Annotated in this window: 19 protein-coding genes and 2 pseudogenes; 9 read left to right on the forward strand and 12 right to left on the reverse strand. The window is 71.9% G+C overall.

Annotated elements, in window-relative coordinates:
* Nucleotides 1-11 precede the first annotated feature (11 nt).
* Nucleotides 12-1073, forward strand: coding sequence for a DUF2637 domain-containing protein (locus M1203_RS02420; protein WP_249947763.1), 1062 nt, complete (start codon nt 12-14; stop codon nt 1071-1073).
* Between the two features lie 129 nt (nt 1074-1202).
* Here the strand turns inward: M1203_RS02420 and M1203_RS02425 are convergent, their stop codons facing one another.
* Nucleotides 1203-1595 carry an ATP-binding protein gene (locus M1203_RS02425; RefSeq protein WP_249947764.1) on the reverse strand — a complete coding sequence of 131 codons (393 nt, stop codon included), beginning with the start codon at nt 1593-1595 and terminating at the stop codon, nt 1203-1205.
* Nucleotides 1596-1824: 229 nt separating this feature from the next.
* Here M1203_RS02425 and M1203_RS02430 point away from each other — a divergent pair, with 229 nt between their 5' ends.
* Nucleotides 1825-4932 (forward strand): glycoside hydrolase family 38 C-terminal domain-containing protein, encoded by a 3108-nt coding sequence (locus tag M1203_RS02430; protein WP_249947765.1) that lies wholly within the window; start codon nt 1825-1827, stop codon nt 4930-4932.
* 102 nt (nt 4933-5034) lie between these two features.
* Here the strand turns inward: M1203_RS02430 and M1203_RS02435 are convergent, their stop codons facing one another.
* Nucleotides 5035-6498, reverse strand: a complete 1464-nt coding sequence (locus M1203_RS02435) for a protein phosphatase 2C domain-containing protein (RefSeq protein ID WP_249947766.1) — start codon at nt 6496-6498, stop codon at nt 5035-5037.
* A 334-nt stretch (nt 6499-6832) separates the two neighbouring features.
* On the opposite strand from M1203_RS02435, the gene M1203_RS02440 reads away from it, so the two are divergent.
* A complete protein-coding gene (locus M1203_RS02440; protein WP_249947767.1) occupies nt 6833-7825 on the forward strand; it encodes a helix-turn-helix domain-containing protein in 993 nt (330 codons plus the stop codon).
* A gap of 24 nt (nt 7826-7849) precedes the next feature.
* Nucleotides 7850-8332 (forward strand): DUF456 domain-containing protein, encoded by a 483-nt coding sequence (locus tag M1203_RS02445; RefSeq protein ID WP_249947768.1) that lies wholly within the window; start codon nt 7850-7852, stop codon nt 8330-8332.
* A 55-nt stretch (nt 8333-8387) separates the two neighbouring features.
* Here the strand turns inward: M1203_RS02445 and M1203_RS02450 are convergent.
* From M1203_RS02450 to M1203_RS02465, 4 genes and pseudogenes are all read right to left on the reverse strand, one after another.
* Nucleotides 8388-9935, reverse strand: a pseudogene (locus M1203_RS02450) (AlkA N-terminal domain-containing protein); the annotation flags it as partial.
* Nucleotides 9936-10132: 197 nt separating this feature from the next.
* Nucleotides 10133-10900 (reverse strand): annotated as a pseudogene (gene rsgA, locus M1203_RS02455) (ribosome small subunit-dependent GTPase A); the annotation flags it as partial.
* Nucleotides 10901-11302: 402 nt separating this feature from the next.
* On the reverse strand, nt 11303-11458 hold the full coding sequence (locus M1203_RS02460; protein ID WP_249947770.1) for a hypothetical protein: 156 nt from the start codon (nt 11456-11458) through the stop codon (nt 11303-11305).
* A gap of 101 nt (nt 11459-11559) precedes the next feature.
* Nucleotides 11560-12816, reverse strand: coding sequence for a TetR/AcrR family transcriptional regulator (locus tag M1203_RS02465; protein ID WP_249947771.1), 1257 nt, complete (start codon nt 12814-12816; stop codon nt 11560-11562).
* A gap of 122 nt (nt 12817-12938) precedes the next feature.
* Between M1203_RS02465 and clpX the strand changes: the two genes are divergently transcribed.
* Both clpX and M1203_RS02475 read left to right on the forward strand, forming a co-directional pair.
* Complete coding sequence (clpX, locus tag M1203_RS02470) at nt 12939-14231, forward strand: ATP-dependent Clp protease ATP-binding subunit ClpX (RefSeq protein WP_249947772.1); 1293 nt, start codon at nt 12939-12941, stop codon at nt 14229-14231.
* 155 nt (nt 14232-14386) lie between these two features.
* A complete protein-coding gene (locus M1203_RS02475) occupies nt 14387-15418 on the forward strand; it encodes a sporulation protein (RefSeq protein ID WP_249947773.1) in 1032 nt (343 codons plus the stop codon).
* 128 nt (nt 15419-15546) lie between these two features.
* Here the strand turns inward: M1203_RS02475 and M1203_RS02480 are convergent, their stop codons facing one another.
* From M1203_RS02480 to M1203_RS02490, 3 genes are all read right to left on the reverse strand, one after another.
* On the reverse strand, nt 15547-15813 hold the full coding sequence (locus tag M1203_RS02480; protein WP_249947774.1) for a GlsB/YeaQ/YmgE family stress response membrane protein: 267 nt from the start codon (nt 15811-15813) through the stop codon (nt 15547-15549).
* A gap of 87 nt (nt 15814-15900) precedes the next feature.
* Nucleotides 15901-17517 (reverse strand): glycoside hydrolase family 13 protein, encoded by a 1617-nt coding sequence (locus M1203_RS02485; RefSeq protein ID WP_249947921.1) that lies wholly within the window; start codon nt 17515-17517, stop codon nt 15901-15903.
* Nucleotides 17518-18220: 703 nt separating this feature from the next.
* Nucleotides 18221-18544 (reverse strand): plasmid stabilization protein, encoded by a 324-nt coding sequence (locus tag M1203_RS02490; protein WP_249947775.1) that lies wholly within the window; start codon nt 18542-18544, stop codon nt 18221-18223.
* 277 nt (nt 18545-18821) lie between these two features.
* Between M1203_RS02490 and M1203_RS02495 the strand changes: the two genes are divergently transcribed.
* Both M1203_RS02495 and M1203_RS02500 read left to right on the forward strand, forming a co-directional pair.
* On the forward strand, nt 18822-19988 hold the full coding sequence (locus M1203_RS02495) for a serine hydrolase (RefSeq protein WP_249947776.1): 1167 nt from the start codon (nt 18822-18824) through the stop codon (nt 19986-19988).
* Nucleotides 19989-20648: 660 nt separating this feature from the next.
* Nucleotides 20649-21539: a S1 family peptidase gene (locus M1203_RS02500; protein WP_249947777.1), complete on the forward strand. Its 891-nt coding sequence runs from the start codon at nt 20649-20651 to the stop codon at nt 21537-21539.
* 122 nt (nt 21540-21661) lie between these two features.
* On the opposite strand, the gene M1203_RS02505 is transcribed toward M1203_RS02500, so the two are convergent.
* Both M1203_RS02505 and M1203_RS02510 read right to left on the reverse strand, forming a co-directional pair.
* Entirely contained in the window at nt 21662-22777 is a 1116-nt protein-coding gene (locus M1203_RS02505) for a HAMP domain-containing sensor histidine kinase (RefSeq protein ID WP_249947778.1), read from the reverse strand.
* Complete coding sequence (locus M1203_RS02510) at nt 22770-23663, reverse strand: response regulator transcription factor (RefSeq protein WP_249947779.1); 894 nt, start codon at nt 23661-23663, stop codon at nt 22770-22772. The genes M1203_RS02505 and M1203_RS02510 overlap by 8 nt, the downstream gene beginning before the upstream one ends.
* A 160-nt stretch (nt 23664-23823) precedes the next feature.
* On the opposite strand from M1203_RS02510, the gene M1203_RS02515 reads away from it, so the two are divergent.
* Nucleotides 23824-24231: a VOC family protein gene (locus tag M1203_RS02515; RefSeq protein WP_249947780.1), complete on the forward strand. Its 408-nt coding sequence runs from the start codon at nt 23824-23826 to the stop codon at nt 24229-24231.
* Here M1203_RS02515 and M1203_RS02520 read toward each other — a convergent pair.
* Nucleotides 24171-24911 carry a helix-turn-helix domain-containing protein gene (locus tag M1203_RS02520; protein ID WP_249947781.1) on the reverse strand — a complete coding sequence of 247 codons (741 nt, stop codon included), beginning with the start codon at nt 24909-24911 and terminating at the stop codon, nt 24171-24173. The genes M1203_RS02515 and M1203_RS02520 overlap by 61 nt on opposite strands.
* Nucleotides 24912-24929: the final 18 nt, after the last annotated feature.

A 24929-nucleotide genomic window follows, 5' to 3' on the forward strand; every position in this document is an offset into this window, starting at 1 on the left:
AGGAACACCGCATGCGACTGACTGACATATCGCTGAACTGGCTGCTTCCCGGCGTCGTCCTGCTCGTCGGAATCCTGGTGGCCGTGGCGGTGTTCGCGCGCGGCAAGCGCGCGACGGCCGACAAGTCCGCACCCATCGAGGACTCCTGGGAACGCAGCGAGGAGCGCCGCAGAAGGAAGGAAGCCATCTACGGCATCGCCTCCTACGCACTCCTCTTCTGCTGCGCGGCGGTCGCCGCCGCGCTCTCGTTCAAGGGCCTGGTCGGCTTCGGCCAGGAGAATCTCGGTCTCAGCGGCGGCTGGGAGTATCTCGTCCCGTTCGGTCTCGACGGCGCGGCGATGTTCTGCTCCGTGCTCGCGGTGCGCGAGGCCAGCCACGGCGACGCGGCCCTGGGCTCGCGACTGCTGGTGTGGACGTTCGCCGGCGCCGCCGCCTGGTTCAACTGGGTGCACGCCCCCACGGGCATCGGTCACGAAGGCGCTCCGCAGTTCTTCTCCGGCATGTCCCTCTCGGCCGCGGTCCTGTTCGACCGCGCGCTCAAGCAGACCCGCCGTGCGGCGCTGCGTGAGCAGGGTCTTGTCCCCCGTCCGCTGCCGCAGATCCGGATCGTACGGTGGCTGCGGGCTCCCCGCGAGACCTTCGGCGCCTGGTCGCTGATGCTGCTCGAAGGTGTCCGTACGCTGGACGAGGCGGTCGACGAGGTCCGCGAGGACCGTCGCCAGAAGGAGCAGAACCGGCACCGCAGGCGGGAGCAGGAGAAGCTGGACCGGGCGCAGATCAAGGCGCTCAACCGCCAGCACCGGGCCTGGGGCCGAGGGCGTGGCGGCCGTCAGGTGGCCCTTCCCGCGGTGAACTCGGGGTCGGGATCGCCGCCGGCCGTCGAAGCCGCAGCGGAGCCTGCCATAGTGGAGCCCGGCCAGCTGACCCAGCACTCCCGGCTCTCCCTTCAGCCCGTCAAGGCCACCGAGACTCCCCGTACGGTGGACCTGACCGCGGAGGACGACACCATGGCGCTGCCCAGGCTCGACTCCCTGGAGCGCAAACTCAAGGACCTTGAGAAGCAGTTCGGCTGACGCGGGCGACCGCACAAGGAAACAGCACGGGGAACAGCACTCGGACCGGTGTGACGGACAGCCGTCACGCCGGTCCGCTGTTTCGCCCCCGCCGCCACCGCGCTCACCGCGCACTCCTCCTCACCACGCCTACGCCGCCTCGCCGTTGAGCTCGAACCAGACCACCTTGCCCACCGGCCGCGCCCGTATCCCCCAGTCGTCCGCGAGGCTCCGTACCAGCGCGAGCCCCCTGCCGTGCGTGGCGTCGTCGGGCACCGGCCGCTCCGGCGCGGGCGGTGTCGGCACGCCCGCGACGAAGTCCCGCACCTCCACCCGCAGCCGGGAGTCCGCGACGGTCGCGGTGACCACGGCGCCGTCGTCCGTATGCACCAGCGCGTTCGTCACCAGCTCGCTGATCAGCAGCTCCGCCACCGCCGCGGAGTCCCGCTCCTGCCAGTGCCGCAGCATCTCCCGCAACGCGTGGCGTACTTCGGGGACGGCCGCGAGATCGGCGCCCCCCACTCTGCGCCGCAGACCTCTCATCACTCTGTCCCCCCGCTCATGACGTCCCTCTCCTCGCCGGTCCGGACCCGCCCCACGTTCGTATGCGTACAGGAGATGCATTCCCCACCCGGAATGGACCACTCATGGTGTTCATCACCTGATCGTCGTGTTGGGGGCAGAGGGCGCGCGACGGGTGTGCGAGGACTGTCCGGGGATGTGCGGGGGGAGTGAAACCGTGCGAGCCGATCCCGAGGAGCGAGGAGCACCGATGCACGACGACCGATCCCTGGTGGAAGGGCGGCTGGAGCGGGCCCTGCGCCAGTTCATCCGTCCCGCGCAGTACGCGGCGCGGGAGCCGCTCTCGCTCTCCGTCTGGCACGCGCCGGGCGAGCCGGTGCCGGTGGAGCGGGCGCTGCGGGGCGCGTACGAGCCGTTCACCACGGGTACGGAGTGGGGCTCGCCCTGGTCCACCCACTGGTTCCGGCTGGAGGGTGTGGTCCCCGAGTCCTGGGCCGGGCTGCCGGTGGAGGTGGTCATCGACCCGGGGTTCACCGGTGAGGGGCCCGGTTTCCAGGCCGAGGGGCTGGTGTACGACGCCGCGGGCGTCCCGCTCAAGGGCATTCATCCGCGCAACCGGTACATCCCCGTCGCGTCGCCCGCGGCCGGCGGCGAGCCGGTCCGGCTGCTGCTGGAGGCGGCCGCCAACCCCGCCGTCCTGCACGACTTCCGGCCGACGCCTCTCGGTGACGTACTGACCGCGGGCGACCGCCCGCTCTATCGCTTCGCCGCCGCCGACCTGGCGGTTCTGGACCGGGAGGTCTGGCATCTGATCCTCGACATCGAGGTGCTCGCGGAGCTGATGCGCGAGTTGCCCGTGGACCGCTCGCGGCGCCATGAGATCCTGCGTGCCCTTGAGTCCATGCTCGACGCGCTCGACCTGCACGATGTGGCGGGCACGGCCGCCGCCGCGCGCGGTGAGCTGGCGGAGGCCCTTTCCCGGCCCGCGTCCCCGAGCGCCCACCGGATCTCGGCGGCGGGGCACGCCCATATCGACTCGGCCTGGCTGTGGCCGCTGCGCGAGACCGTACGGAAGGCGTCGCGGACCTTCGCCAATGTCACGGCGCTCGCCGCCGACTACCCGGAGCTGGTCTTCGCCTGTTCGCAGGCGCAGCAGTACGCCTGGGTGCGGGATCACCAGCCGCATATCTGGGAGCGGATCAAGCAGGCGGTGGCGGACGGGACATGGGCGCCGGTGGGCTCCATGTGGGTGGAGTCGGACGCCAATATGCCGGGGGGTGAGGCGCTGGCCCGGCAGCTCGTGCACGGTAAGCGCTTCTTCCAGGAGGAGCTCGGCATCGAGACGGAGGAGATCTGGCTGCCCGACTCCTTCGGGTACACGGCGGCCTTCCCGCAGTTGGCGAAGCTCGCGGGGGTGCGGTGGTTCCTGACCCAGAAGCTCTCGTGGAACCAGACCAACAAGATGCCGCACCACTCCTTCTGGTGGGAGGGCATCGACGGCACGCGCGTCTTCACCCACTTCCCGCCGGTCGACACATACAACTCGCAGTTCCACGGCTCCGAACTGGCCCACGCGGAGCGGAACTTCGCGGAGAAGGGGCGGGCGTCCCGGTCCCTGGTGCCGTTCGGCTGGGGCGACGGCGGTGGCGGCCCCACCCGGGAGATGATGGAGCGGGCACGGCGGCTGAAGTCCCTGGAGGGCTCGCCCCGGGTCGAGATCGAGCCCCCGGCGGCCTTCTTCGCGGCGGCCGAGGAGGAGTACGGCGCGCGGGCCCCGGTCTGGTCGGGCGAGCTGTATCTGGAGTTGCACCGCGCCACGTACACCACCCAGGCCAAGACGAAGCAGGGCAACCGGCGTGCCGAACACCTGCTGCGCGAGGCCGAGTTGTGGGCGACGGCGGCGGCGCTGCACTCGGGGGGCCGCGCCGCTCCGTACACGTATCCGTACGAGGAGCTGGACCGGATCTGGAAGACGGTGCTGCTGCACCAGTTCCATGACATCCTGCCGGGCTCCTCGATCGCCTGGGTGCACCGTGAGGCGCGCGCGACCTATGCGGCGGTACAGGACGAGCTGACGGGCATCATCGACGACGCGCTGGCGGCGCTGGGCGGCGACGGCAGCGCGGTGGGGGTCTGGAACGCGGCCCCGTTCGCCCGGCGCGATGTCGTCGCGGCGCGCGCCGCCGATGTGGCGCCCGGGGTGCTGACCCAGCCGCTGGCCGACGCCGAGGTGCTGGCCCCGGCCCTGGTCAGGGCGTTGGCACCGGGCACGTTCAGCACGCTCGCCCCGGCCCCCGTGACGGCCGCGCCGGCCGGCGGAGGCTTCACGCTGAGCAATGAGCGGCTGGAGGTGGTCGTCGACGCCGACGGGCTGCTGTCCTCCGTACGCGATCTCGTCGCGAACCGCGAGGTGCTGGCGCCCGGCGGCCGGGGCAATCTGCTGCAACTCCACCCCGACCACCCCAATCAGTGGGACGCCTGGGACATCGACCGGCACTACCGGCGCCGGCACACCGATCTGACCGCCGCCGACTCCGTCGAGCTGATCGAGGAGGGTCCGCTGAGGGCGGCGGTACGGGTGGTACGGACGTTCGGGTCGTCCCGGATCACGCAGGAGATCCGGCTCACCGCCGACACCCGGCGGGTCGACATCGTCACGGAAGTCGACTGGCAGGAGTCGGAGAAGGTCCTCAAGGCCGCGTTCCCGCTGGACGTGCACGCCGAACGGTCCACCGCCGAGGTGCAGTTCGGCCATGTACACCGGGCGACGCACGACAACACCGGCTGGGACGCCGCCCGGTTCGAGATCTGCGCGCACCGCTGGCTGCGGGTCGCCGAGCCCGGCTACGGCGTCGCGGTGCTCAACGACTCGACCTACGGTCACGAGGCGACGCGCGCGCCGCACCGGGACGGTCTCGGCACGACGGTAAGGCTGACGCTGCTGCGCGCCCCGCACAGCCCGGACCCCGAGACCGATCTCGGCACGCACCGCTTCCAGTACGCCCTGCTGCCCGGCGGGACGGTGGAGGAGACCGTACAGGAGGGCCTGGCGCTCAATCTGCCGCTGCGCGTGGCACCGGCACCGGAGCAACCGCCGCTGGTGAAGGTCGACAACCCGGCGGTGACCGTGGAGGCGGTCAAGCTCGCCGAGGACCGGAGCGGGGATGTGATCGTACGGCTCTACGAGTCGGCCGGCGGCCGGGCCGGGGCGACGCTGCGAGTCGGCTTCCCCGTGATCGGCGCGCGGGTGACGGATCTGCTGGAACGGCCGCTGCACGACGCGGAGACGGATGAGGAGGGACTCCGGCTCCGGCTGCGGCCGTTCCAGATCCTGACGCTGCGGCTCACGCCCGCGTAGGGGGTGTGCGGGGCGGGACAGGACCGACGGCCATGACGCGGCGTCGGTCCTGTCCCTTCCGTGCGGACCTTTGGGAGCACGCGCGGTCCGTGCCGGACGCGGTTACGACTCCCAGACGCCGACCGCCGTGCGGTCGTCGGCGTGGCCCTTCACCCTCAGTGCGGTGTCCGCGAGAAACCCGGCCAGACCCGGTGGGGTGATCGGGCCCCAGCGGTCGGCCAGTTCGCGGGCGAATGCGGGCTCGGCGCGCAGGGGTTCCGAGAGGCCGGGGCCGCACAGCAGGAGGGTGTCGCCGGGCCGGGCGACCGAGGCGCGGAACCGGAACGGCTCGGGCGGCGGCGGAGGCGGCCCTTCGGCGTACGGGGAAGTGGCATAGGGGGACGCGTCGCGCCGGGACGTGTCGTACGCGGACGGGGGTTTCGTGATCTCCAGGTCCATGGTCAGCCGGTCGCCCTCGGGCGTCTCGGCGGGCGGGGAACCGAAGCCGGTCACGGGCGGGCCGGTGGAGTCGCCCGGCCTGGCGAGGGGCGGCTCCAGGTCCTGCCACGCGCCGTCCCTGAGCCGGAAGAGGCCGCCGTCGCCGACCCCGAAGAACACGCGCGTACGGCAGTCGGGGTCGGCGGAGAGCAGCAGACAGCGCAGGCCGGCGGTGTACTGCTCGGGGAGCAGCCCCAGTTCGGCGGCGCGGGCCCGGAGTTTGCCGAACCCCCGGTCGGTCAGCCGGTGCAGCCCGGACTTGAGGTCGTCCCTGCGGCCCGCTCTTATGTCCGCGGAGAGGCTGTCGTGGCTGCGTCCGACAGCGCCGCCGATCCACCGGCACACGTCCGCCGCGGCGCGGTGGGAGCCCTCGGTGGCGCGGGCGCCACCTGCGACGGCGACGAGGACGAGCGCGTCGGCGCCGTCCCCGAAGCGGGCGGTCAACAGGGCGTCGCGGCGGGGCTCGCCGCGGTGGCGCGCGGCGTCGCCCCGTACCGACACGGCGCGCAGGGTGTACGTCCCGTAGCGCGCGCCGTCGAGGACGGTGTCGGCGACGATCTCGTCCAGCCGGTCGGCGTGCGTGGCGGGCAGGGCGGTGGGTTCGGGGTCGTACGTGGGCGGCCCGTCGCCCACATGGGTGAGGGGGGCGGCCGGGGCGGCGGCGGGCGCGGGGGGCAGGGGAGTTGGCCGACGCGGGTCCGGAGGCCGGGGCGAGGGCGGGGGCGGGGGCGAGGAGGGGGGTGACCCGGCCGCGGCGCCCGGCAGCGGGCGTGCGTCGCTGGGCGCGTACGGCGCGGGGGGCTCCCACGGCGCCCCCGCGACGGGGGGTCGGGGCCCTGGTCGCGGTGGCTCCGGAGTCACGGATTCCGGCTGGCCCTTGAGCGCTTCGGACACCGGTTCCGAGACCGGTTCCGAGACCGGTTCCACCACCGGATCCGTTGCCGGTTCCGACACCGCGTCCGCCGCCGAGTCGAAGCGGTCGTCGAGCGTGTCACCCGCCGCCCGAGCGGGGCCCGTGTCCGGTGCGGAGTCGTCGTACAGCCGGTTCCACCAGTCGCCGTCGGGCGACCTCTCCCCCTGCTGGCTCATGACCCTATTGTCGACCGCGCCGAGGACGCGAAAACGGCGCGGGAGGAAAAAGGGCTGGGGAGAAGAGCCTCGGAGTCCGCCGGGCGACCCCACCCCCCACGGGAAGGACGCCCGGCGAACATTCACAGATTCGAGCAGAGCCGGTCATGCGTACCCAGGAGGAATATGACCGGGTCTGTTGCAGCTGTGATGGCGCCACCTTGGCAGACAGACGGCCTGTACAGGGATGATGGGGAGCGGCGGGTTTACGCCGTGGCCGGTTTCCGCCACGGCCCGTGGCGGAAAGAGTGCGGCCGGGGAGGCCGCGCGGGCGTCCAGGGAGGGGTTGGCAGGGATGCTGGGAGCGATAGGTCTCGATGAGAGACAGGAGTCCGCGTACCGCGCGCTGGTGGCGATCGGCGCCGCGGAGGTGGCGGATCTGGCCCATCGGCTCGCACTCCCCGAGCCGGACACCGAACGGGCGCTGCGCCGGCTGGAGCGCCAGGGCCTGGCCGCGCAGTCCTCGTCCCGTACCGGACGATGGGTCGCCGCGCCGCCCGCCGTCGCGCTCGGCGCGCTGCTCACCCAGCACCGCCATGAGCTGGAACAGGCCGAACTGGCCGCCGTACTGCTCGCGGAGGAGTACCGCGCGGAGGCCACCGAACCGGCGGTGCACGATCTGATCGAGGTGGTGACGGGCGCGAGCGCGGTGGCCCACCGTTTCCGCCAGTTGCAGCTGGGCGCCACCGACGAGGTCTGTGCCCTGGTCACCGGCCGGCCGGTGGCCGTGACCGGGATGGACAACGAGGCCGAGGAACGGGCGGCCACGCGCGGCGTCTCGTACCGGGTGGTGCTCGAACGCGAGGTGCTTTCGCTGCCCACCGGAATCACCGAGCTGTCCGCCGCGCTCGGCCGCGACGAGCAGGTCCGGGTGACCGAGCGGGTACCGACCAAGCTGGTGGTGGCGGACCGAGCCCTGGCGATGGTGCCGCTGACGGGCCGTGGGCTCGGTCCCGCGGCGCTGGTCGTGCACGCAAGCGGACTGCTGGAGTCGCTGATGGGGCTCTTCGAGGCGGTGTGGCGCGAGGCGCTGCCCCTGCGGCTCGGTACGGACGGCACGGTCACGGAGCTCGGCCTGCCCGGCCCCGACACGACCGACCTGGAGATCCTGTCCCTGCTGCTCGCCGGCATGACCGACGCGAGCGTGGCCAAGCAGCTGGACCTGGGGCTGCGCACCGTACAGCGCCGGGTGAAGGGGCTGATGGAGCTGAGCGGGGTGACGACCCGTCTCCAGCTGGGCTGGCACGCCTACGAGAAGGGCTGGGTGGCGCGCGACCTGCGCCCCTGAGCCCGATCCTGCACAGTGGGGCAGATGGAAGTGTGGCAGCTCGTCCTGGTGGGCCTGGTCATGCTGCTCGGCCTGTTCGGTGTGCTCATCCCCGGGGTGCCGGGACAGGCGATCGTATGGGCGGCCGTGCTCTGGTGGGCACTGGCCGACACGTCACACCTGGCCTGGGGCATTCTGATCGGCGCGTCGGCGCTGCTGCTGCTCAACCAGGCGCTCAGACCCGTACTGCCGGCCCGCAGGACCCGCAGGACCGGAGCCCCGCCCCGGACGCTGCTGGTGGGCGGGGTCTCCGGGATCGTCGGATTCTTCGTGGTGCCCGCGCTGGGCGGGATCGCCGGGTACGTCGGGGGGATCTACGGCGCGGAGCGCGCACGGCTCGGCAGCCGCCGGGACGGCTGGGCGTCGACGCGGGCGGTCATGCGGGCGGCGGGCTACTCGATCCTGGCGGAGCTGTTCGCGTGTCTGCTGGTGGTGGGCGCGTGGCTGGGGGCGTTGATCTGGGGGTAGGGCCCGCGGGCCTGCCCTCGGACCACGGGGCCCGGGTTCCCGGTTCTGTGCGGCCCTAGGCGACCGAACCGGCGTGGCCGACGACGTGGCCGACGGCGTGGTCCGCGTCGAGACGCAGATGCCGTGTCGCGTAGGACCGCCACGGACGCCACATCTCGTCGTCCCGCTCCCCCTCGGGTGCCACATCGGGGTCGCCGAGCGCCCGCATCCGGATCAGCGCCGCCGTACGCCGGGTCACCCCGGGCACGGTCAGCAGGGTCCGCTCGGACTCGTCGCGGTCCGCTCCGGGGTCGAGCCGTACGGTCCCGTCGGCGAGCGCGGCGGCGAGCGGGCCCGCGACCGGGTCGTCACGCAGGGCCGCCGGCTCCGGGAACAGCCGGTCGAGCCGTCCGCAGGGGAGATCCACCGGCTCGCCGTATCTCTCGACGAGCCGGGCGGCCGCCGCGTGGCCGACGAGCGCGTGCAGGGCGTACTCCTCCGGTTCGGCGGCGCCCGGCGAGCGCAGCCCGGGGCGTGCCGCGACGAGCGGGGCGAGCCGCGGGTCGGCGCCGAGGCGTTCGTCCACGGAGTACGGATCGGCGTCGAGGTCGAAGAGCCGGCGCAACCGCTGTACGGCGGTGGTGAGATCGCGCAGCTCGGTGAGATGGATCCGCGCCTCCAGCCAGCCGCTGCGGGCGCGTGGGTCGCGCGCGTCGCGTACGTCACCGGCCGGCCGGGTCTCGTCCACGGAGACGAAGCCGGGGCCGTGCGGCAGCCGCAGCGTACGGCGGTAGGTGCGGGCGCCGGCTTCGCCGACCACTTCTTCCGTGTGGGGGAGCGCTTCCCGGGCGAGGAGGTCGAAGACCTCGCGCGCCGCGTAGGGGCCCCGGTAGGCGAGCCGCAGGGGGATGCCGGTGAGAAGCGGCACATCGGTGCGGGGCGCCAGGTCGGGAAGGAACGCGGTGGCCCGCGAAGGAGACCCGGTCACCGTGCGGGTGCCCGCACCGGTCCCGGTCCTCGTCCCGAAGGAGACCCGGTCACCGTGCGGGTGCCCGCACCGGTCCCGGTCCTCGTCGCGGTCCCGGTCCCCGACTCGGCGCGCAGCGCGCTGGGGGTACGGGCGTAGATCTGCTGGATCGTGTCGTTGAACTGGCGCACGCTCGCGAAGCCGGCCGCGAACGCGATCTCCGTGACCGGCAGCCCGGTCGTCTGGAGCAACACCCGTGCCGTGTGGGCCCGTTGGGCGCGGGCGAGGGCGACGGGTCCGGCGCCCAGTTCGGCGGTGAGCTGGCGCTGCACCTGCCGGGCGCTGTAGCCCAGGCGCCCGGCCAGCCCCGGCACCCCTTCCCGGTCCACGATCCCGTCGCCGATCATCCGCATCGCACGGCCGACGACATCGGCGCGTACGTTCCACTCCGCCGACCCGGGCACGGCGTCCGGCCGGCACCGGCGGCAGGCGCGGAAGCCCTGGCCCTGGGCGGCGGCGGCGGTCGGGTAGAACCGTACGTTCTTCCGCTTCGGAGTCACGGCGGGGCAACTCGGCCGGCAGTAGATCCCCGTCGTCTCGACGGCGAAGAAGAACGCGCCGTCGAAACGCGCGTCGCGGCTGGCGACCGCCTCGTATCTCGTCTCCTCGTCCATCACGGTTCCCAGTGTGCGACGGCCCGCCCCGCGAGACTGGCGGATATCGGACACCACGTTTCCCTGAGCCCGGCGGCGCGGCCGGACGCCCGGCGGTCCCGGGAACGGGCTGCCGGGCGGGCGGGCTGCCGGGCGTCCGGGCGGGCTGCCGGGCGGGCTGCCGGGCCGCCCGGCCCGCCGCTACCGGATCCGTCCGCGCTTGGCCTCCATGGCCGCGCGGCCCTCCGCGCCCTTGCGCTTCCAGTCCCGCCGGATCTCGCCGCGCAGCCGGGCGTCGGTCTTGGCGACGATGCGCTGGTTCTCGCGGAGCAGCTTGCGGTAGCTCTCCAGCCGCCGCACGGACAGCGAGCCGTCCTCGATCGCGGCGAGCACGGCGCATCCCGGCTCCGCCAGATGCGCGCAGTCGTGGAACCGGCACTCCTCGGCGAGATCCTCGATCTCCGAGAAGACCTGCCCGACCCCGGTCTCGGCGTCCCACAGTCCGACCCCGCGCAGCCCCGGGGTGTCGATGAGCACGCCGCCCCCGGGCATGGCGAGGAGATTGCGGGTCGTGGTGGTGTGCCGTCCCTTCCCGTCCGCGTCACGAGTGGACCGCACGTCCATCACCTCCTCCCCGAGCAGGGTGTTGGCGAGGGTCGACTTGCCGGCCCCGGAGATACCGAGGAGGACGCTGGTGCCGCCCGAGAGCACGGCGGAGAGCACATCGATCCCCTCCCCCGTGGCCGAGCTGACGGTCAGCACCTGCACTCCGGGCGCGGTGATCCGTACGTCCTCGACCAGATGGTCGAGCACGGCGGGGTCGTCCACGAGATCGGCCTTGGTGAGCACGATGACCGGGAGGGCGCCGCTCTCCCAGCCGAGGGCGAGGAAGCGCTCGACGCGTCCGAGGTCGAGTTCGACGGCGAGGGAGATCGCGATGACCGCGTGATCGACATTGGCCGCGAGGACCTGGCCCTCGGAGCGGGTGGAGGCGGTGGACCGTACGAACGCGGTTCGCCGCGGCAGATACTCCCGTACGAACCGGGGATCGCCGCCCGGGTCGACGGCGGCCCAGTCGCCGGTGCAGATCACCCGCAGCGGATCGCGCGGGGTCACGAACTCGGTGTCGGCCCGTACCAGGCCGTCCGGGGTGAGGACATCACACTGACCGCGGTCGACCCGCACCACACGGCCGGGCACCAGGCCGCGTTCGGCGTACGGGGCGAACGCGGCTTCCCAGCCCTCGTCCCAGCCGTACGGAACGAGCGGGTGGGCGGAGGGGAAAGCGAGCAGAGAAGAGAGAGACAAGGGGGACCCTTCACAAGGGTGGCCCCGGCACGCGCCCGTGGGCGCGAGAGATGAGGTGGAAGGTCAGCCGGAGACCACGGGGGTGGGATTGATGAACTTCTGCTCCTGGGCGGCGCCCAGCGTGGTGACAGTCATCAATGTCCTCACCTCCTGATTCCTCGGTCCCGTCCGGTCCGCGACGGCGGACGGCCGACGGCCGACGAACGTCGGCCGGTCCAACGGCGCTCACCCTAGCCGTACCGGACGAGGTGACGCGAGTTATTTATCCGGGCCGCCGGATCGACGGATCACCGCGCCGGCGGTCGGGCCGGCGTCCGTAATTACGGGCTCACCCTCGGGGCCGCCACCCCGGCGGAGGCCGCCGCGTGGCAGGCGCCGCGGCCGTCGGCGCGGGCGACGATACGGCCCGCCTCGACCCGTACGGCGGCCTCGGTCGCGTCGCTGACGGCGGGCAGGCCGGCCGCCGCCGCGAAGGCGCCCGACTCGTCGAACACCACTTGCAGCCGGGGCCAGGCCGAGGGCGGGAACGCCTGGCGCAGGCAGTTGCAGAGACCGGCGACGGTCAGCCGCGCCAGCGGTGCCAGTTCGGCGGGGTCGCCGGTGACCAGGACGGCGGTGATCCGGGCGCCGGGCGGTGCGGCCCGTACCGCCTCTTCGACGGCCTCGATGCGGTGCAGCCCGAGAATCGCCACCACACCGTCGCCGGTGAGCCGCGCGGGCTCGCCGCGTACCGCGTCCCGCACCGGCGGCGGGTCCCACGGCTCGTCGGTCGGCCACGCCTGAGTGATCACATGTGGGGGCGGCCACCAGTCGTGGAGCGCGAGGCCGGCCAACTGCTCGACGGCGCTGACGACATTGAAGGGCTCCACGAAACCGGGCGCGACGGCGGCGAGCCGGCTGGCGCCGTGCAGGGTGGTGAGCGCGGCCTCCGCGACCCGCACCTGACTGCCGGACCCGTCACTGCCGGACCCGTCACTGCCGGAGCCGTCACTGCCCGACCCGGCGCTGCCGGGCCCGTCGTGCCCCTCGGGCGGCCGAAGGCGCTCCAGAGCCAGCCCGAGCAGAATCGCGTCCAGCTTCATCAACTGCGCGAAGGGACGCCGGATCCGTCCCTCGGCGAGGACTTCCGGCATCACATACATACCGAGCCGTGCCGGGCCGTGTTCCTCGTCGGTGTCGGCGAGCGGCAGCCGGGCGACCCAGGCGCGGGCGAGCGCGCCGAGCGCGTCACGAGTGGTGCCGGACACGGAATCACGCGCGGAACCAAGCCCGGAATCACGCGCGGGCCCGGCGTCGGACCCGGGCCCGGCGTCGGACCCGGGCGCGAATGGGGTCTCGTCGTCGCCCTCGGACGCGGGTATGGATTCGCCCTCGGCCAGATCGGCCAGGACCGCGAAGTAAAGTGCTCTCTTCCCGGGGAAGTTGGAGTAGACCGCCCCGCGTGTCAACCCGGCGCGCTCGGCGATACCGTCGACTTTGGCGTCCCTGAACCCGCGTTCGGCGAACTCGTCCCTGGCGGCGGCCAGTACTTTGGCGCGGTTGTGCTCCTGCAGCTCCGCTCTGCTGAGCCGGCCCATCGCCCTCACTCGTCCCCGCTTTGCTGTTCAGTGCCGCTTCAAGATACCGTGACCACTCAGATGGTGATGTCATATGGTCCAACCATGCGAATGCCGTACAACCGTTGAGGAGACGCTTCCCAGTGGCACACATCGGTGACGGCGGCGAACTGCTCAGATGTACTTTCTGCGGGAAGAACCAGAAGCAGGTCAGGAAGCTCATCGCGGGTCCGAGCCCTGTCTGCATCTGTGACGAATGCGTCGGGCTCTGCAATGAGTTGATCGCGGAGGAGCTCGACGGCGCCCACGCGGACGGGTTAAGGGAGCTGCCGAAGCCCCGCGAGATCCATGCCTTCCTCGATCAGTACGTCGTCGGGCAGAGGAACGCCAAGATGGCTCTCTCGGTGGCGGTCTACAACCACTACAAGCGCATCAGCAGGGATGAGCGGGCGGAGACCGCGGACGGGGGCGAGCCGATCGAACTCGGCAAGTCCAACATCCTGTTGATCGGTCCGACCGGCTGCGGCAAGACCTATCTGGTCCAGACGCTCGCCCGGATGCTCGACGTACCGTTCGCGATCGCCGACGCCACCGCGCTCACGGAGGCCGGTTATGTGGGCGAGGACGTCGAGAACATTCTGCTGAAGCTGATCCAGGCGGCCGACTACGACGCCAAGAAGGCCGAGCGCGGGATCATCTACATCGACGAGATCGACAAGGTCGCCCGCAAGAGCGAGAACCCGTCGATCACCCGCGATGTCTCCGGCGAGGGCGTCCAGCAGGCGCTGCTGAAGATCCTGGAGGGCACCGTCGCCTCCGTACCGCCGCAGGGCGGCCGGAAACACCCGCAGCAGGAGTTCCTCCAGATCGACACGTCCCATGTGCTGTTCATCGTCGGCGGCGCCTTCGCCGGCCTGGAGCGGATCGTCGAGCAGCGGGCCGACCGCGGGGGGATCGGCTTCGGCGCGACGCTCGCCGGCAAGGAGGAGCGGGAGCGGCGCGACCTCTACGGCGAGGTGCTGCCGGAGGATCTGCTGAAGTTCGGGCTGATCCCGGAGATCGTCGGCCGTCTCCCGATGGTGACGACCGTACAGCCGCTGGACCGGGCGGCGCTGACACGGATCCTCACCGAGCCGCGCAACGCGCTGATCAGGCAGTACCAGAGGCTCTTCGAAATCGACGGGGTGGAGCTGGAGTTCACCGAGGACGCCATCGGCGCCATCGCCGAGCAGGCGCTGCTGCGCCGCACCGGCGCCCGCGCGGCCCGCGCGATCCTCGAAGAGGTGCTGCTCAATGTGATGTACGAGGTGCCGAGCCGGGACGATGTGGCGCGGGTCGTGGTCGACCGCGACACCGTGCTCGACAACGTCAACCCCACGCTCGTACCGCGTGAGAAGCCGGGCCGCGGCAGGGAACGCCGCGACCGCTCCGCGTAGTGCCCCGCGCGGCCGGCTCGGAGCGCGGTCGGCGTGGAGCACGGTCGGCCGAGTGGCTGGAAATATCCCTGGCCGGGGCGCCTCTTGGGAACCGCTTTACCTTCTGGGGTAGTTCTGGTGGCGTTCAACACCCCTATGAAGGAGTGGACGCCACGATGGTGTTCAAGAAACTGCTCGGAGCCGTCGGTGTCGGCGGACCGTCTGTCGACACTGTGCTGGACAGCGTGGCCGCCGTGCCGGGCGGCCCGCTGTCGGGTCAGGTGCGGCTGCGGGGCGGCCGTACGGACCTGGAGATCGAGCAGATCACGCTGGACCTGGTCGCCCGGGTCGAGGCCGAGGGACATGACGAGGAGACCGAGGGCACGGTCGTCTTCGACCGGGTCACCGTCGCCGGTGGGTTCCGGCTGGCGGAGGAGTCGGAGCAGACGATTCCGTTCACGCTGACCCTGCCGTGGGAGACGCCCGTGACCGAACTCCACGGCCAGCCACTGGGCGTGGTGCTCGGGGTACGGACCGAGCTGGCGGTGTCAGGGGCGCGGGACAAGGGCGATCTGGACCAGCTGACCGTCTCTCCTCTGCCGGTCCAGGAGGCCATTCTGGAGGCCCTGGGGCAGCTGGGCTGGGGCTTCAAATCGGCCGATCTGGAATTGGGCCGTATCAACGGCACCGACCAGCGGCTGCCCTTCTACCAGGAGCTCGAACTCACCCCGCCGGCGCACTACGCGCACGCGCTGAACGAGATCGAGGTCACCTTCCTCGCCACCGCAGGCGGGATGGACGTCGTCATCGAGGCGGACAAGCGCGGTGGGCTCTTCTCCGGCGGACACGACACGGTCAACCGGTTCACGGTCTCGCACCACAACGTCCAGCACATGGACTGGAACGCCGAAGTCGACAGGTGGATCAAGCAACTTGTCGACAGCCGTGGCGCGCACCCGGGCCACTACGGCGCACATCACGGGGAGCACCACGGAGAGCAGTATTACGGCGGGCAGCACCACGGCGGGCAGCATTACGGAGAACACCACTCCGGCGGGCATCGGTCCGGCCCCAGCACGGGAGCGGTGGTGGCCGGCGTAGCCGCGGGCGTGGCGGTCGGTGTGGTCGGCGGCATGGTGGCCGCCGAGGTCGTCGACGAGATCGGTGACGCGTTCGAGGGCGAGGAGGACGAGGGCGGCGACGAGTAGCGGCCCGGCCGCCCTCGGCCCGGACGCGCGCGGGGCGGTGGCCGTCGGCCACCGCCCCGCCTGTCATCTCGCCCCGCGTCTCATCTCGCCCCGGGGATCCCACGGTCCCGTCAGTCGTGTCAGTCGTGTCAGTCGCGGGAGTTGCCGAAGAGCAGCCGGTAGAGGATGAGCAGCACGAGCGAGCCGCCGATCGCCGCGCCCCAGGTGGCCGCGTCGAAGAACTCGTTCTGCACCGGGCGGTCGAAGATCTTCGCGGAGAGCCAACCACCCACGAAGGCACCGGCGATACCGATGAGCGTGGTGCCGACCAGCCCTCCGGGATCGCGTCCGGGCAGCAGGACTTTCGCGATCACCCCGGCCAGCAGCCCCAGAATGATCCAGCTGATGATGCCCACGTCGTTCTCCCAGTCCGCGTACATTGCTTAGTTGCGCAACTGCACGCATACCCAGGGATCGCGTCTTCATCGCCCGCCCGGTCGGCCCTAGGCCTTCCTCGTGTCCAGCCAGACCGCCGTGTCCGGCGGCAGGAGGGTGATGTCCTGTCCCGCGTCGGCCGTCAGTTCGCCGCTCGCCAGCAGTGGCTTCGTCCCGGCCGGCAGGGTCAACGGCACTGGCGCTTCGGAGAGGTTGACCCGGCAGACCAGGCCCTCGCCCTTCCTGAAGGCCAGTTCACCCGGGGCCGAGGGCAGCCACGCGAAGCTCTCGTCGCCGCGGAAGCCCCGGCGCGCGGACAGCGCCGTACGGTACAGCTCCAGGAACGAGTCCGGCCGGCCGGACTGGGCCTCCACCGACCACTCGCCCCACCCGTCGGGCTGCGGCAGCCAGCTGCCGCCCGGTCCGAAGCCGTACGAGGAGCCGGCCGTGGTCCACGGCAGCGGCACCCGGCAGCCGTCGCGGCCCTTCACCCGGTGGCCCGTGCGCTCCCACATCGGGTCGCGCAGCGCGTCCGCCGGTAGATCGACGACCTCGGGGAGGCCCAGTTCCTCGCCCTGGTAGAGGTAGGTCGTACCGGGCAGCGCGAGGGTCAGCAGCGCGGCGGCCCGTGCCCGTCGGCCTCCCCTGGCGTCATCGGGCTCCGGGTCCCGGCCGTCGGTCCGCAGCCAGGCACGGAGGTCCGTGCCCTCGGGCAGCCCGTAGCGGCTGCGGTGGCGCACCACATCGTGGTTGGAGAGCACCCAGGTCGGCAGGGCCCCGGCGGAGGCCGCGCCGGTGAGCGAGGTGTCGATGACCTCACGGAAGGAACCGGCGTCCCACGGGCAGCGCAGATGGAAGAAGTTGAACGCCTGGTGCAGCTCGTCGGGCCGGGTGTAGAGCGGCAGCCTGGCCGCGCTCACACCCGCTTCCGCGACCATGATCCGGGGCGGGGCGTACGAGTCGGTGATCTTCCGCCAGACGCGGTAGATGTCATGGACCTCGTCGCGGTCCCAGAAGGGGTGGTTCTCTCCGCTCGGCGGGGAGTTGAGGGGCGCGGTGTCACCGCCCCGGGTGTCGCGCAGCGGCGCGCTGAGGTCCTTGCGCAGGCCGTGCGCCACATCGATACGGAAGCCGTCGACCCCGAGGTCGAGCCAGAAGCGCAGGATGCTCTCGAACTCGGCCGTGACGTCGGGGTTCTCCCAGTTCAGATCGGGCTGCTCGGCGGCGAAGATATGCATGTACCACTGGCCGTCGGGCACGCGTGTCCAGGCCGGGCCGCCGAACTTCGACTGCCAGTCCGCGGGCGGCTCGGCGCCGTCGGGGCCGCGTCCCTCCCGGAAGACGAAGCGGTCACGGGCGGCCGAGCCGGGTTCGGACGCCAGCGCCTCGGCGAACCAGGGATGCTGGTCGGAGCAGTGGTTCGGCACGATGTCGACGATCGTACGGAGCCCGAGCGCACGGGCCCGGCCGAGCAGCGCGCGGAAGTCGTCGAGGGTGCCGTGCCGCGGATCGACGTCCCGGTAGTCGGCGACGTCATAGCCTCCGTCGGCCAGCGGGGAGCGGTAGAACGGCGTGAGCCAGACGGCGTCCGCGCCGAGTTCGGCGACATGGCCGAGCCGGTCGGTGATCCCGCGGAGGTCGCCCATTCCGTCGCCGTCGGCGTCGGCGAAGCTGGGGACATAGATCTGGTAGACGACGGATTCCCGCCACCAGTCACGCCCGCGGTCTCTCGCGCCGTCGCCGTCACCGTGGTCGTAGCCGCTGCCGCCGTAGCCGTCGCCATTGCCGTCCGGGAACGCGTGCTGAGTCACAGATACCTCTCGTGCCGAGCTGAGGGGGCGCTGAAACTGTAGTGGCGCGGTGCGATCATCCCTTCACCGCACCGGAGATCGGACCGGAGCGGAAGCTCTCGACCCCGCATCTCGGGCCCGATACGTCTCGCCAGCGGCGGGGAGCGCGGCAGTGGCCGTGTGATGGCCGTGTGACGGCCCGAGTGACCGGGTGACGCCCGGCGCCGCGTGAAAAACATGGCGCGTCTGCGCCGTACGGTCGATTCCGGGCGGCCCGGGTGGCCCGGGCGGGCGGCGATCCCGGCGGGCGGTGGGCGGGCGGCCGTCCGCCTCCGAGGCGACGATCATGGCCTCGTCCGGGGCATCGGCATGTGGCGGCCGTTCGGCGGCCGTTGGGGCGGGTCCGGCACGGACGAGGTCGGCGCGGACGGGGGCGGGCACGGACGAGGTCGGCGCGCGCGATCACGTCGATGTGCCGCGCGGCGGCCGGCGTACGCCCCGGGCCCGGCAGACCTCCTCGGTCCAGCAGGCCTCCTCGGCACCTCAGGCCTCCTGGGCCCCGTCCGCCTCCCGGGCCCCGCCGACCGCCATGAGCGGGTCAGCGCCCCAGTTCGCGCTTCAGCTCGGCCTTGTTCATGGACGAGCGGCCATGCACGTTACGGCGCTGCGCCTCGGCGTACAGCTGGTCGTACGTGGGGCCCGCGGCGCCGCTGTGCGAGCGCTGTCCGCCACGCCTGGAGGAGGCCATGTCCTGGGTGGACGACTTGCTCGCCGTACGGGACTCCCCCGCCCGGGCCCTCTCCTTGTTCACGGTGCGCGCGGCGATCTCCTCCGACCGCGCCGTGCTCTCGCCGCGCGCTCGCGCGCTGTCCTTGATGTGTTCGTACTGGCGCTCACGTTTGGGGCTGGAGCCTCGTGGCATGTGAATCACTCCTCATGGTCCGTTTCATGGTGGATTGCGCGCTAAGGCTCACCCTCCTATCCCCTTGCAGGACCGGCAACTTGATGCCGTCGTGCTCCGATGCGCGATGGACCGATACATTTGTTCAATCGTGGACAAACAGGGATCGCGTCGCACATCGGACGTTCCGTGCGGCACTGTCCGACATCTTCCCGCCGGTCCGACCAGTCGGTACGTTTCCTGGCAACCGGATCCGCCAGCGGGCCACCCGGCCTGCCCGGGGCGACGGAGGGGCCAGATGACATCACGCGTACCGCGGGTACAGGGGCACTGCGACGAACGGTTCGCCGCCGTGCGCGCCGCGTTCGAGCGGAACTTCGAGGAGCGCGACGAACTGGGCGCGGCCGTCACCGTGCTCGCCGACGGCAAGCCGGTGGTCGACCTGTGGGCGGGCTGGGCGGACGGCGCGCGGACCCGGCCATGGGAGCGCGAGACCCTGGTCAACGTGTGGTCGACGACCAAGGGTCCGACGGCCCTGTGCGCGCATCTGCTGATCGACCGCAGACTGCTCGACCCGGACGCGCCGGTCGCCGCGTACTGGCCCGAGTTCGCCGCGGCCGGCAAGGAGTCCGTGCTCGGGCGCCACTTGCTCGCCCACCGCGCGGGGCTGGCCGGACTGCGCGAACCGCACTCCGTCGAGCAGCTCTACGACTGGGAGTTGACCACGTCCCGGCTCGCCGCGACGGAGCCCTGGTGGGAGCCGGGCACCCGGTCCGGCTATCACGCCATCACCTACGGCTTCCTGGTCGGCGAGGTCGTCAGACGCGTCACGGGCCTGCTGCCCGGTGAGTTCCTGCACCGGGAGGTGACCGGGCCGCTCGGTATCGACTTCACCATCGGGCTGCCGGAGAAGGAGGCCGCGCGCGCCGCCGAACTGGTGCATCCGCGCACCCCGCCCACCGCCGAACAGGCCGCCGCCTTCGCGCACATGGAGCCGGTCGCGCTCGCGGCCCTGGGCAACCCCGCGACGGGCGCCGCCGATGCCAACACCCCCGCGTGGCGGGCCGCGGAGATCCCCGCGGCCAACGGTCACGGCACGGCACGGGCGGTCGCCGCGCTGTACGGGATCCTGGCCGGGCGGGGACGCCTCGGCGAGCACCGCGTGCTCTCCCCGGAGACGGTCGAGCGGGTCCGCGAGGGCCAGGGCGCCTGCCGGGACCTCGTACTGGGCGCGGGCTTCGCCCACGACACGGAGATCGGCCTCGGCCTCTGGCTGAGCGGCAGGAACGGTTCGTACGGGCCCAATCCCAGGGCGATCGGCCATGACGGTTTCGGCGGCTCCTGCGGACTCGCGGATCCGGAGGCGGGCGTCAGCCTGGGTTATGTGATGAACCGGATGGGGTCGAACATCGCCGACGATCCCCGCAAAATGGCGCTGATCGACGCGCTGTACAGCGCGCTGTAGCCCCGCCGGGGCCGAACGGTCGTCCGCCCCGGCCCACTGGCAGCACACGTCACTCCGGTACGCAAGAGCGCCCTGCCGGTCGAATCTCCGTACGGTCTCGGGCCGTTGCGCACCATTCCACGCCCGTACCGATGAAATTCAGCCATGATCAACACGAGGGCAATTCGGTGGTACGGCATCTAAACGGGCGACGGACGCGCATAGATACGATCGATCAGCCACCTCCCCCCGGCTACTTGAAGCCACTGCGTCATACATCCGACACCCTCGGTTAAGCATGTGTGTTTGTGATGAATCTTCGCGTGGCCGAATGACGTCAGAACACAAACCCCCGTCTGGCGTGGGCTTTGAGGGATATTTGCCGGTGCTTTGCCGTCGGCACAGGCTTTGCAGCAGTTCATGTACGCACCCCCGGCCGGGCCGGTGGAACCGGCCAACAGGGTTGTCAACCCCATGACTTCGGGGAGATCAGGGCCGCCGTCGGTCGATCCCCGCCGTCGGTCCAGAACTCGGCCTTGCTTCAAAAGCAAACGGAGTCAACGATTCGGAGCGTGCGGTTGACAGGTCCACGGCTAAAACCGAATGGCTGTGGACAACCGCATCCCCCAGCGGCCCGCTCACCCAACGGGCCACGCTTTGCCCCCACCAATGGAGGATTTTGTGACCTTCAAGCGCTTCTCCCCCCTCGGCGCGGTTTCCAGACGAGCTCGGCTTCTCGCCGTCACCTCCGGTCTGGTGACCGCCGTCGCGCTTGCGGCCCCGTCGGCCGTCGCCGCCCCGGCCCCGGCCCCCCAGCCGACCGCGGCGCAGTTCGCCACCGCCAGCGCCGCCATCGCCGAAGCGGACATCGCCGGTACGGCCTGGTACACGGACAAGGCCTCCGGCAAGGTCGTCGTCACCGTCGACAGCACGGTGACGGACTCGGAGATCGCCACGATCAAGGACTCCGTGGGCGACGCCGCGGGCGTCACGATCAAGCACACCCCCGGCAAGTTCAACACGCTCATCGCCGGCGGCGAGGCCATCACCACGAGCGGCAGCCGCTGTTCGCTCGGCTTCAACGTCCGCAGCGGCTCGACGTACTACGCGCTGACCGCCGGACACTGCACCAACATCAGCGCGTCCTGGAGCATCGGCACCCGTACCGGCACGAGCTTCCCGACCAACGACTACGGCATCATCCGCCACTCCAACGCGGCTGCCGCCGACGGTCGGGTCTACCTGTACAACGGCTCGTACCAGGACATCACCTCCGCCGCGAACCCCTCGGTCGGCCAGAGCGTCCGCCGCAGCGGCTCGACCACCGGTGTCCACAGCGGTACGGTCACCGGCCTCAACGCGACCGTCAACTACGGTAGCGGCCAGATCGTCTACGGCATGATCCAGACCAACGTCTGCGCCGAGCCCGGCGACAGCGGTGGCGCGCTCTTCGCCGGCAGCACGGCGCTGGGCCTGACCTCGGGCGGCAGCGGCAACTGCTCCTCCGGTGGCACCACGTTCTTCCAGCCGGTCGTCGAGGCCCTGAACGCCTACGGCGTCAGCGTCTTCTAAGCGACACCGGCGACACCAGCGACACCCTTCCTCGTAAGGCCCGACGGGCCGCGCACCTGGTGCGCGGCCCGTTGTGTCGTGGTCCGTCAAGCGGCCCCGGTCCGTGCCGAGAGCCGCCGGTGTCAGCCGGTGGCCGCCGCGGGCAGCGTGACCTCGAACCGGCAGCCGCCCGTCACATTGCGCACCTCGGCCCGCCCCTCGTGCGCCTCCACGATGCCCCGCACGATCGCCAGACCGAGGCCCGCGCCCGCGGGCGGGGTGCGCGCCTGGGTGCCGCGCCAGCCCGTGTCGAAGACCCGGGGCAGATCCTCGGCCGGAATACCGCCGCAGCCGTCCGTCACGGAGAGGACGACGGAGCCCGCGCGCCGTTCCGCGGCCACCGCGACCGTGCCGTCAGCCGGGGTCCGGTGGATGGCGTTGACCAGGAGATTGGCGAGGACGCGGGTCATCTCCTTGCCGTCCACCTCGACCGGCACGGCCTCCACCCGGCCACCGACCAGCCGTACCCCGTGCTCCCTGGCGAGTGGATCGACGCCCGCGAGCGCCTCGCCCACCAGGTCGTACACCGACATCCGGGTCGGGGCGAGCGCCAGCGCCCCCGCGTGGATACGGGACAGTTCGAAGAGATCGCCGACCATCGAGTTCAGCCGCTCCACCTCCGCCCTGATCTGCCGGAAGTAGCGGTCCGGGTCCTGGACGACACCGTCCTCCAGCGCCTCCGACATGGCGCGCAGTCCGGCGAGGGGCGTACGCAGATCGTGCGAGATCCAGGCGACCAGCTCGCGCCGGGATGTCTCCAGCGCCCGTTCGCGCTCCCTGGAAGCGGTCAGTTTGGCGCTGGTGGCCGCCAGTTCGCGGCCCAGGGCGGCGAGTTCGGCGGTGGAGGCACCGTCGGGCGCGGCGAAGCTGCCGCCGTCGCCGAACGAGCGGGCGGCCAGTGTCAGATCGTGGCTCCGGGCGACCACCCAGCGCCCCAGCAGCAGCGCGGTGGCCAGCGAGACGACCGCGGCCATCGCCACGACCGTGGTGACGACGGAGAGGTCATGGGCGGACAGGAACATCGCCTGCGCGACGACGAGCGTGCCCGCGAGCATCGCGGTGACGGTGACGGCGGCGACGACGGTCAGGGCGACGGCGACCGAGCGGTCCCGCAGCAGCCGCAGCGCCAGCGCGCCGAGCAGACCGGCGGCGGCCGCGCCGAGGAAGGCGAAGAGCGCGATCAGCGCCATGTCACGCACGGCGCGCTCGGCTCCCGTCGAAGGATGTGGCCACGGACGCGGATACGGGTGGGGATGCGGGTGGGGATTCCGACGCGGGTGCGTGTGCGGGTGCCGGTACGACCGCCGCGGAAGCCACGGGTACGGAACCCGGCTCGGAGGCCGGGCCCTCGCCCTGGTCGGCGGACGCGTCGCCGTCGGACGCGTCGTCGTCGGACGGCACGTCGAAGCGGTAGCCGACACCCCAGACCGTCCGGATCAGCCGGGGCCTGGCCGGATCGTCCTCGATCTTGCCGCGCAGCCGCCGTACATGCACCGTGACTGTCGACAAGTCGCCGAACTCCCATCCCCAGACGTCGTGCATCAGCGTCTCCCGGCCGATCGCGAGCCCCGGATGGCGCATGAGGTGCGCGAGCAGATCGAACTCGCGCAGCGTGAGCGCGAGCGGCCGGCCGTCCTTGGTGGCGCGGCGGCCCGCCGGGTCCAGGGTGATACCGGCCCGGTGCAGACCGGGCTCCGCGACGCCCGTCACGCGCCTCTGGTCGCCGCCCTGGCGGCGCAGGACGGACTCGACGCGGAGGACCAGTTCGCGGGGGCTGAAGGGTTTGGTGACATAGTCGTCCGCCCCTATCTCCAGCCCGAGGATCCGGTCGTCCTCGTCGCCCCGGGCCGTCAGCATGATCACCGGTACGGGAGCGGCGGCCCGCAGCCGCCGGCACACCTCCAGGCCGTCCATGCCGGGCAGCATCAGATCGAGCACCACCAGAGCGGGCGGACGGACGGCGGCCAGCCGCAGTGCCTCGGGGCCGTCGGCCGCCCGGTCCACGGAGAAACCGGCCCGTTCCAGATAGCCGGTGACGACCTCGGCGACGGTCGGATCGTCGTCGACGACCAGGATGGTGTGCATACGTCCAGTCTCCTCGGGCGGTGGCCGGTGCACCGCCCCGCACTCCTTACGAAACCATGACGGCCGACGAAACCATGACGGCGATGGATCGCATCCCCCTCAGACCCCGCACGTCCGATTCGTTCAAGACCCGGCGGGCCCGCGGTCCTACGGTGAGCGCATGACTACCGTTCCACGCGCACCACGACTCGACGCCATCGGCCTGGTCGTCTCCGACATGGCCGCCTCGCTCGCCTTCTACCGCCTGCTCGGTGTGGATGTCCCCGCCGACGCCGACTCCGCGCCCCACGCCGAGGCGACGCTGCCCAGCGGGCTCCGGATCCTCTGGGACACGGAGGAGACCGTCCGTTCCTACGATCCGGAATGGACCCGGCCGCAGGGCGGCGAGCGGATCGGACTCGCCTTCCTCTGCGCCGGCCCGGCCGAGGTGGACGCCACGTACGAGGCACTGGTCGCGGCCGGGCACACCGGGCATCTCAGGCCCTGGGACGCGGTCTGGGGACAGCGTTACGCGGTGGTCCTCGACCCGGACGGCTGCGCGGTCTCCCTCTTCGCCAGTGCCGCGTAGGCACCGAGGGTGAGCCCGGCCAGCTCGCGGGTCTCCCGGGCGAGATGCGCCTGGTCGGCGCAGCCCGCGGCGAGCGCCGCGTCGGTGAAGGGCGCCCCTTCCCGTACGAGCGTCAGCGCGCGCTGGAGACGGAGCACCCGGGCCAGGGTCTTGGGCCCGTAGCCGAAGGCGTCCAGCGAGCGGCGGTGCAGTTGCCGGGCGCCGAGGCCGACGGCGTCGGCGCTGGCGGCGACCGTACGGCCCGCTTCCAGGGCGTCGACGACCGCCCGGAGCCGCGGGTCCGGCGGTCCCGCCACGGCGGCCCGGCGCAGTGCCACGGCTTCCAGGGCCGCCGCCGGGTCCGGGGCCGCCGCCAGCCGGGCGGTGAGCCGGCGCACCTCGGCCGGGGACCACAGGTCGGCCAGCTCCACCCGCCGGTCGCGCAATTCGTGCGCCGGTACGCCGAGCAGCGCGGGCGCGGTCCCGGGCGCGAAGCGCACTCCGGCGCAGTACAGCCCGTCGATCCCCTCGGGGGCGTACGCGTGCGTGTCGGGCCCCGCGACGAGCAGTCTGCCGCCGATCCACAGCAGGTCCATACAGCCGTCCGGCAGCACGGGATAGGCAGGGGCGCCGTCGTCCGCCCGTACCGTGCGCGTCCAGACCATCGCGCCGTCCAGCCGCGATGTCCGTTCCTCGTACATACGGATCAGGTTAGGACC

Origin of the sequence: Streptomyces sp. 35G-GA-8, from assembly GCF_023534745.1 — a bacterium.
In the GTDB taxonomy this organism is placed as follows: domain Bacteria; phylum Actinomycetota; class Actinomycetes; order Streptomycetales; family Streptomycetaceae; genus Streptomyces.

Bases quoted from the DNA above. Each gene is read 5' to 3' on its own strand.
- M1203_RS02420 (WP_249947763.1), top strand. From the start codon at position 12: ATGCGACTGACTGACATATCGCTGAACTGGCTGCTTCCCGGCGTCGTC.
- M1203_RS02425 (WP_249947764.1), bottom strand. From the start codon at position 1,595: ATGAGAGGTCTGCGGCGCAGAGTGGGGGGCGCCGATCTCGCGGCCGTC.
- M1203_RS02430 (WP_249947765.1), top strand. From the start codon at position 1,825: ATGCACGACGACCGATCCCTGGTGGAAGGGCGGCTGGAGCGGGCCCTG.
- M1203_RS02435 (WP_249947766.1), bottom strand. From the start codon at position 6,498: ATGAGCCAGCAGGGGGAGAGGTCGCCCGACGGCGACTGGTGGAACCGG.
- M1203_RS02440 (WP_249947767.1), top strand. From the start codon at position 6,833: ATGCTGGGAGCGATAGGTCTCGATGAGAGACAGGAGTCCGCGTACCGC.
- M1203_RS02445 (WP_249947768.1), top strand. From the start codon at position 7,850: ATGGAAGTGTGGCAGCTCGTCCTGGTGGGCCTGGTCATGCTGCTCGGC.
- M1203_RS02465 (WP_249947771.1), bottom strand. From the start codon at position 12,816: ATGGGCCGGCTCAGCAGAGCGGAGCTGCAGGAGCACAACCGCGCCAAA.
- M1203_RS02475 (WP_249947773.1), top strand. From the start codon at position 14,387: ATGGTGTTCAAGAAACTGCTCGGAGCCGTCGGTGTCGGCGGACCGTCT.
- M1203_RS02490 (WP_249947775.1), bottom strand. From the start codon at position 18,544: ATGCCACGAGGCTCCAGCCCCAAACGTGAGCGCCAGTACGAACACATC.
- M1203_RS02495 (WP_249947776.1), top strand. From the start codon at position 18,822: ATGACATCACGCGTACCGCGGGTACAGGGGCACTGCGACGAACGGTTC.
- M1203_RS02510 (WP_249947779.1), bottom strand. From the start codon at position 23,663: ATGCACACCATCCTGGTCGTCGACGACGATCCGACCGTCGCCGAGGTC.
- M1203_RS02515 (WP_249947780.1), top strand. From the start codon at position 23,824: ATGACTACCGTTCCACGCGCACCACGACTCGACGCCATCGGCCTGGTC.
- M1203_RS02520 (WP_249947781.1), bottom strand. From the start codon at position 24,911: ATGTACGAGGAACGGACATCGCGGCTGGACGGCGCGATGGTCTGGACG.